Origin of the sequence: Candidatus Hakubella thermalkaliphila, from assembly GCF_013281975.1 — a bacterium.
GTDB lineage: Bacteria > Actinomycetota > Humimicrobiia > Hakubellales > Hakubellaceae > Hakubella > Hakubella thermalkaliphila.
In genome coordinates this window covers 1-7,381 of sequence record NZ_BLRZ01000097.1, presented here as the reverse complement: position 1 = coordinate 7,381, position 7,381 = coordinate 1, and the positions used below count along the sequence as shown (strand labels likewise).

Below are 7,381 nucleotides of genomic sequence, written 5' to 3'. Positions count from 1 at the left end.
ACTCCAAAGCAAGCAATAAAGGGTGAAAAGTAAACTTTATTTTTCGGCAACCCCTTAGTAGTGCTTTACAAGGTTGCTTGATACGACAAGAAGAGATTACCAGAAAGGTAGGTGAACCAAACACACAGCTTGAGTCAAATAGCGCACAAATTGAGGAACTGAGAGATCAGAATCGCGATTTGCAGCGGCAGTTAAATTTGGTGCAGAATAGCATTAGCATGGCTGAAGATACCTATGAAGGGGCATTGGAAACCAAAATTGTTCTCGACTAAATAGCAAGGAGGTGTCCCCATGAGTAAGGAAGCGCGTTATAAAACAGAAATAATCGTTCCCAAGCCTAAGACTGAAGTTGTCTCTAAGACCGCCAATATAAAGGGCAACCCCTGTCTAGAAATACTGCAGCTGGCGGTAGAAAAGGCGGCGAAGGACAGAGGTGGTTCAGTAGGTCAGACCTATTCTGACAATGCGGGGAGAAAAAGAACCTGCCTGATGTCAGTATTAGCGCCAAGTTTTCCACTCGGGGTGGGTATAAGTTTGCGTGGGGATGGAAGGCTAAACTTTCACTATGATGCCATTGGTGGCAGGGAGGCAGCACAAAGCATTTGTAACGACGTAACCCAGAATTATTTGGTTATTGCGTGGATGCGCGCCCAAAGAGAGCTTGGTTTCACCGTCCAAGTGGAGGATAGGCAAGTGGCTCCTGGGCGTAGAGTTATTGTCGTAACGGGGGTAAAATAAATGGCTAGGAGCATTAGGATTGAGATCGATGACAAAGGAATTGTGAAGGTCGATTTTTCAGGATACGCGGGCGACAGTTGTCTCCAAGATGAGGCAAAGCTACGGCAAATTCTTGAGGAAATGGGTCTCCAGATGGAGGTTCAGGCAGAAAGAATGAAGCCTGAGAGATTCTCAGAGCCGCTCGTGGAGGAAATCAAGCACAGGAGACAGGGATAAACGTGACACAAGAACGAAGTTTGCGTTCCACATCTATAGATAGCCAACCACTGATAGGATTGAGATACTTGGACGCAATCGTCTTGCCTGACCGGATAGTGGTATATGCTCGAAATAGCGAAGATGTGCTTCCTGACTTGATGGCAAGACTAGAAGCTCTCGGTGTCTCTGTAAAGGTTGAGTTTGAATCTCCATGTGGGTAGCCATATCCTGGCTAGATAATGACAAGCCTATCGCAGGCTCGAAGAAGATTGGCTCTCTTGGGAGTGAGATATATGGAACTTGACACTAGCTGGATAAATTCGGCTCTAGAGAAGCGGCAGAGCAATTACTCGTCTGTAATCTGTTTTGAGAGCAACGACCCGGTACGACTCAAGCAATTGAGGCAATATCTTGCCAGTCACGAGGATTATAAGCGTGTCGAAGTCTACTCCTTTGATCCTTGGAAAGGATTAGAAACAGAGGTAAGGGGTAGAAGAATCCCAGTAACTGAGAGTAAAACCAAAGAATGGGATCCAAGTCAAGCCTACCCTATTGCAAGCGTCGACGCAGCATTGACGCATATGGATGGCAAACTCAAGCGCAACAAGACTCTCTTCTTGCTCCTAAACTTGGACATACTGCGTTCGGGTCAACTGCCGGATGAACGGCAGCGAACGCTTTGGGCCTGCTTGCAATCGTGGGCGCTTGATAGTGAGATACTCGCTAGTGGTTCCTGCGTATTTCTCATAAGTGAGGACGCGTCCTTAGTTTTGGATGAGGCTACACTTAACTTATGTGTTTTCCAGAAGGTGCCACCTCCCAGTGACAAGGAGAGACTACAACTCATTGACCGTTTGAGTGCTGAGTGCGGGGTGAAGCTAACATACCCTATCGAAACACTCGTCATAGCAACCAGAGGCCTCACTCTTTACCAGCTTGAGGGCATCCTGCTTGAATCCTACCACGCGACTGGCACCTTCGATATTAAGAGAATTAAACAGCTGAAGACAGAATTCATTCAGAGATCTGAGCTTGTCGAAATAGTCGAGCCTGAATGGGGCTTTGAAAGAATAGGAGGCTATGAGGCCGTTAAGAAGTTTGTCACCGAGAATATCATCAATTGTATAAAGGACCCGGCTCGAGCGCAAAAATTTGGTGTTCCCCTACCTCGAGGCGTAATCCTCTTTGGTCCTCCAGGGACTGGGAAGACTCTCTTCGCTAGAGCCTTGGCTAAGGAGGCTAATCTTCCGTTTATCAATCTGAAAACGGAAAACCTTTATGGTATGTATCTAGGTGAGACAGGTAGGCGATTCAGTGAAGCTATCCGGTTATCTGAGCAGCACTCGCCAGCGATTGTTTTCGTTGACGAGATGGATAAATTTGGGCAAAGGCGGGGAACGGCGGCAGACGGGGCTAGCGAAGAAACCCGAAGAGCATTGAACCAGTTACTGGAATGGCTCGGAGATCAGAACCGCAAGAGCATCATAGTTGGAACTACGAATCGAATCGAGGATTTGGATCCGGCCTTGAAGCGTGCAGGAAGATTTGATTACAAGATTCCCCTTCTTTACCCCGGAGAAAAAGCGCGTAGGCGCATTCTGGAAATCCATCTTGGTATCGACAGAGATAATCAGGGGCGATTACTTAAGGGACGTAATACGCCACCTCTAGGAATGAATGATGCAGCACTGGAAAAGGTTCTCGATGAGCTAACTCAAATGACTAGGGGGTATAGTGGTGCAGAACTTGAACTCCTCGTTATTAGAGCTAGGAGAATTGCTTTTAATGACCGAAATGCAAACTACATGACGTCCGACCATTTAATGAAAGCCTTTCGTGACTATACCATTGAGGAATCCGATAGAAAAGGAGAAATAGAGTTCTATTACAAGCAAGCTGAGAGCAACACCGACAGTCAAGCTTTTCTAGAAGAGTTACGAAAAGACGTGTAGACAGTGGGGTGGAGTTGTGTGTACGGCTTAAAGGAGCAAAGTGGTTGAGAATACACTCTTCATAACAGTGGTTGTTGTTATAGCATTCGTGGCCTCAGCAGTATGTGTATGGGTCTGGCTGCGGTATCGGTCACTACTTAGAGTGACTCACAAACATCAATTAATTGAGCAGCTTTTGGAATCCTCAGAGCAAGCAGCTAGCAGTATAGCCCAAGAAATTCTTGAACATGTTGCCAAAGCTGCTTCTGAGGTCTTCCGGTCTGACGATGCGTGTTATTGGTTCGACGAACCCTCTCGCAAAGTCGGCTTTATTAATCTAGAACTTACTCCTGTTGACTCACCATTGCGACAAGCTGATGCAACTACACTAGCTGAAGCGCTTTCCGATGGGCAACCACGTTTGGTTCGACCTAATGAACTCCAATCGGACAGAAGCAGCGACCGACCAAACATTCTTCTTGTTCCGGTCCTGAGTGCTAACGCCTATGAGCCAAGGACCATGGGTGGTGTTGCTCTCTGGTGGCGCCAGCCGAACGACGTACCCTCTCTTAGCATGTTAACCTTGAGGTTGTTGGGTAGGTGGTGGGGGCTGATAGTCGACACTCGCGCCGTTCAAAGGCAAAGCCGAGAGATCATGGAGGCATTGCAGAATTTCACCGAGACGAACTTCAATCAAGTGTCGAGCGAGTGGGGGAAGACAGTGCTGACTCTTATCGTCCGCAGCCTCCAAGCTTTTGCCTCCGCAAGAGTAGTAATTCTTTATCTCCATAGTCCAGCTGTAGAAAGGGGTGCGTTGATTACCAGTGGTGATGACGGGCCAGATGCTCCACTTTCGTGGACATCCAACGAAAACTGGTGCAGGGCTTTAGCACCCATCGTGACTCGAGACAAGCTCGCTTATGGTCAGAGCCTCAAGGAGCTTTTTCCTGATTACCAGCAGCAAAATATCCCTGAAGCTCCCTTTGTTTTAGTACCACTTCCCGCTGACAGGAGAGAAGGGGCCATCCTCTTCATTCACCCTCAGCTTTCTCTCGTAAATAAGCCAGAGCTGGTCACAGGGCTCTCGCTACTTACGGCGACGACAGCCGCTCTTGCTGAGGCACAATCAGGCGGTGAATCAGTAAAAGAGCCGACCACACAAACAATCAGTCGCTTCTTAACTATTCCCAGTTTCGGGATTTTGTCACCCCAGCGTATTGAGGTATCTTGGCCCGCTCAAGGCTACGTCTCCTTTACCAAATTGCTTGTCAAGGGTGAGTTGAGCGAGTCTGACCTCCTCACTTATTTGCAGCAAGCTGCGACCATCTTGGCACCTCTTCATAACCAAAACAGGGCCTTGATGCTTAGTCCTGACTCTATTCTTGTGGATCCTTTGGCAAAGACTATAAAGTTTATTCCCTACCCGGTAGATCGGAGTCTTGCTTTCCCTTACTTTGAAGGTCTATCTGCGCCTGAAATCAGTCGGCGCGAATTCACCCCTAGCAGTGACGTCTTCTTTCTCGGTGCTCTTGTCTTCTTCTTCTATCTGGGTAGGTTCCCCTCGGGCGATAGAGCTATCCAGCGTATCCTCAAGAACCTATATATCCCTCATCCGGTAGGCATCGACTATCTAGTCAAAAGAGCAATCTGGCCTTCGCTTTCTGGACGCCTTACCAACGCCTCTGAATTCGCCTCATTGCTTAACGAGATACTTAAGAGGGAATCGAATAACCCCACCGCTTTGGTGAGCACGATAGACGTAGGCGCTGACTACAATGTTGGCGTCCACAAGGGACGTAATCGAGGGTATCAATCCCAAGACAATGAGGATTGTCTGTTTTGGGATTGCGACCCATCCCAAAACCTTTACTTCATGGCAATAGCAGACGGCGTTACTCGAAGCGATTTTGGTACAGGAAGAGAGGCCGCTGACATTCTCATGCGTCGGCTACACGGTTTATGGCAAGCCTACGTGGGAAAGCCACAAGAAATTCCCAAGATCTCAGATGACCTGAAGAGGATCTTCAACAACGCCAACGAAGACATCGTTTCGAGAGTAGCCTCATACGTAGAAAAAAACCCACGAGCTTTAGCATCGCTTTATGCAATGTCGACTGCGGCTTGCGTCGCTGCCATTGCCAACCGGCGAGCTGTCATAGCTAATGTTGGGAACGTACGCGCTTATCTGGTTTTTGGCAACTGCGTTGCTCAGCTTACTCAAGACGATACGCCAATTGCTCAGGCAATTCTTGACGGTAATCTGCCTATCGCTCAAGCCGCGGCGCTCTCCAGTTCGGAATTAACCCAAGTTGTCGGGCTAGCAAGAATGGGCTCCCATGGTTTGGAACCTGTTCCTCTGGATATCCACCTGTCATGTCATGATTTGCGACCAGGTGAAGCCTTGGTGTTGCTTTCCGATGGAGCTTTTGACTGTAATAATGAGGAGCGGTGCTTTGAGAACGAGTTACTTAAGATAGTCAAAACTTCGGGAAGCCCCCAGGAGGTTGCTTATCAGGTAATAGCTGTTGCTAATGAACATGGCGGCTATGACAACATCAGTTGCATTGTAGCCAAAGCCGAAGAATGAACAATTGTATGGAGGGAGTCCGGACATGCAGCAGCAAACAGGTATCGAGTTTACAGCCAAAGCAAGCCGTCAGTTCGTAACCCCTGACGATAACAACGCAATCGCACTTGTGGGATTGAAACCAATCCATAAAGGTCCTACCAGGCAATATCAAGAAGGTAATTTCTCCTTGGCTTTAACGATCGACTGTTCTGGCTCGATGGACGATCCAGAAAATCCGCAATCTTCAGTTACTAAGCTGGATCGAGCTATTGAGGGCCTAAGAGAAATAGCTGGCCAAATCCGAAGTAATGACCGCTTTTCTTTGATTGCTTTTGATGACCATGTTGCGCCAATGATAACAGGAGCTTCAGGGGAAGAAAGACACCGAATCCTAAATGCCATAGATCAGCTTCGCTGTAGGTTCCACGGGGGTACCAACGTTTATGGTGCTTTAGAGCAGGCATATGCTAACTTGCAAACAAGTGAAATGAGTCTCAACCCCGTTCAGACAGTGATATTACTTACAGACGGTGAGATTACAGTCGGTCGCGGCGAGACGGATTGCTGTCGTCTTGCCACTAAGATGGCGGAACAGGGCATTGTCATCGATACCCTAGGCTATGGGACAAATTACCATATCGACTTTATTACAGAACTGGTTGAACCAAGTGGAGGTTCACAAACTTACGCATTAACCATGGCAGACGTCCACAATGCGCTAAAGCTTATTTTCTCGGGAATGCGTAAGGTGGGTATAATCAATGTGAAGTTGACCTTTGATTTTCCTCAGAAGGTTAAGGTTGGGAGCCTTTACCATGGTGTATATAAGGTTAATACCGATAGACTGGAATCAATAAGGTGCTATTCACGCGTCCCGATAAGTGCAAGCGGACGACAGGTCAATGTAACTGTTGGGCAACTAGAGATGGACAAAGGTCAAATCTTTGCCCTCGAACTGAGCCCAAGTATCTCTGGTAGCCAGACAGGAGAGACCAATTTAGTTGAAGTACAACTTTCTTATTCGGTACTTAGGGGACAACCTCAGCAGGAATCACGGTCTATCTCTGTCAAAGTCACGCAGGATCAGCTGGAAGCTAAGGGCTCACATGACTTCCAAATATTGGGGCTAGTCGACGAGCTAAAGCATAGCAAGTACGTCTTTGAACTCGGCGAAGCTCAACGCCGAAAAGATAATAAACGTGTCTTCAGTGTGCTAAACTGGTTGATTGAAGACTCCAAGAATCATGGATGGACAGAGAAACTACAAGAATACGAGCAACTGCTGCAGCAGCTCAAACAGTGGGGAGAAATCAATGAGGTCATAGTCAAGGCTGCTCGCTCTGTTAGCCGGTCAACCAGCAGTGTTGCTGGTATTATCACCGAGAAGCCAGCGGAGAGAGTCGAAGAAACTCCGCCAGTGAAACGGAAGACGCCGTTTGGGAAGTTCTAGAGATGGCCAAGTTTTGTCGTACACAGTGGTGCCAGAATTACAACAAAGAACTCAGTGATGACCAAGTTGAGTTCAGCCCTGACCGGGGGGTGTATTACTGCAAGCAATGCCTCATGGAAGTAGAGATGACCGCTGATACAGGTAAGCGAAGGTCTACGCCTACCAGTGCCGGAATTCAAGAAGAGCCTACGATTTTAAGACCGATCGTAAGACCGCCACCTGCCCCGGTTCAGCCGCAGGAACCGACTCGCCGCGAGGAAGCACAACCATGTATTGAGATAAAGGGGACTCTCTCCTTTCCTACGCTTGAACTCTGGTACGAACGCGAGAAGTTGGGAGAAATAGATGTCGAGGGGGACAAATTCCTTATCGGCCGCCCGAGTACGAGTCGGGATATCCACCCAGATCTCGACCTCTCCCACTTAGCGGAGGCAAAACACATATCACGGGAACACGCTTTGATTTATCAAGATGAAGGCAATTATTTTCTGAAAG

Annotated in this window: 6 protein-coding genes; all 6 read left to right on the top strand. The window is 47.9% G+C overall.

What is annotated here, in order from left to right:
• The first annotated feature begins 291 nt into the window (after nucleotides 1-291).
• Nucleotides 292-738, top strand: coding sequence for a hypothetical protein (locus HW443_RS08560; protein WP_176231793.1), 447 nt, complete (start codon nucleotides 292-294; stop codon nucleotides 736-738).
• Nucleotides 739-954, top strand: coding sequence for a hypothetical protein (locus tag HW443_RS08555; RefSeq protein ID WP_176231794.1), 216 nt, complete (start codon nucleotides 739-741; stop codon nucleotides 952-954).
• A 275-nt stretch (nucleotides 955-1,229) separates the two neighbouring features.
• Entirely contained in the window at nucleotides 1,230-2,888 is a 1,659-nt protein-coding gene (locus HW443_RS08550; protein ID WP_176231795.1) for an ATP-binding protein, read from the top strand.
• Between the two features lie 40 nt (nucleotides 2,889-2,928).
• The gene (locus tag HW443_RS08545; protein WP_176238068.1) at nucleotides 2,929-5,454 is read left to right on the top strand and encodes a SpoIIE family protein phosphatase; all 2,526 of its coding nucleotides are present in this window, start codon (nucleotides 2,929-2,931) and stop codon (nucleotides 5,452-5,454) included.
• Between the two features lie 25 nt (nucleotides 5,455-5,479).
• A complete protein-coding gene (locus tag HW443_RS08540) occupies nucleotides 5,480-6,886 on the top strand; it encodes a vWA domain-containing protein (RefSeq protein ID WP_176238067.1) in 1,407 nt (468 codons plus the stop codon).
• 2 nt (nucleotides 6,887-6,888) lie between these two features.
• On the top strand, nucleotides 6,889-7,381 hold a 493-nt coding region (locus HW443_RS08535; protein WP_176238066.1), incomplete at its 3' end, for an FHA domain-containing protein.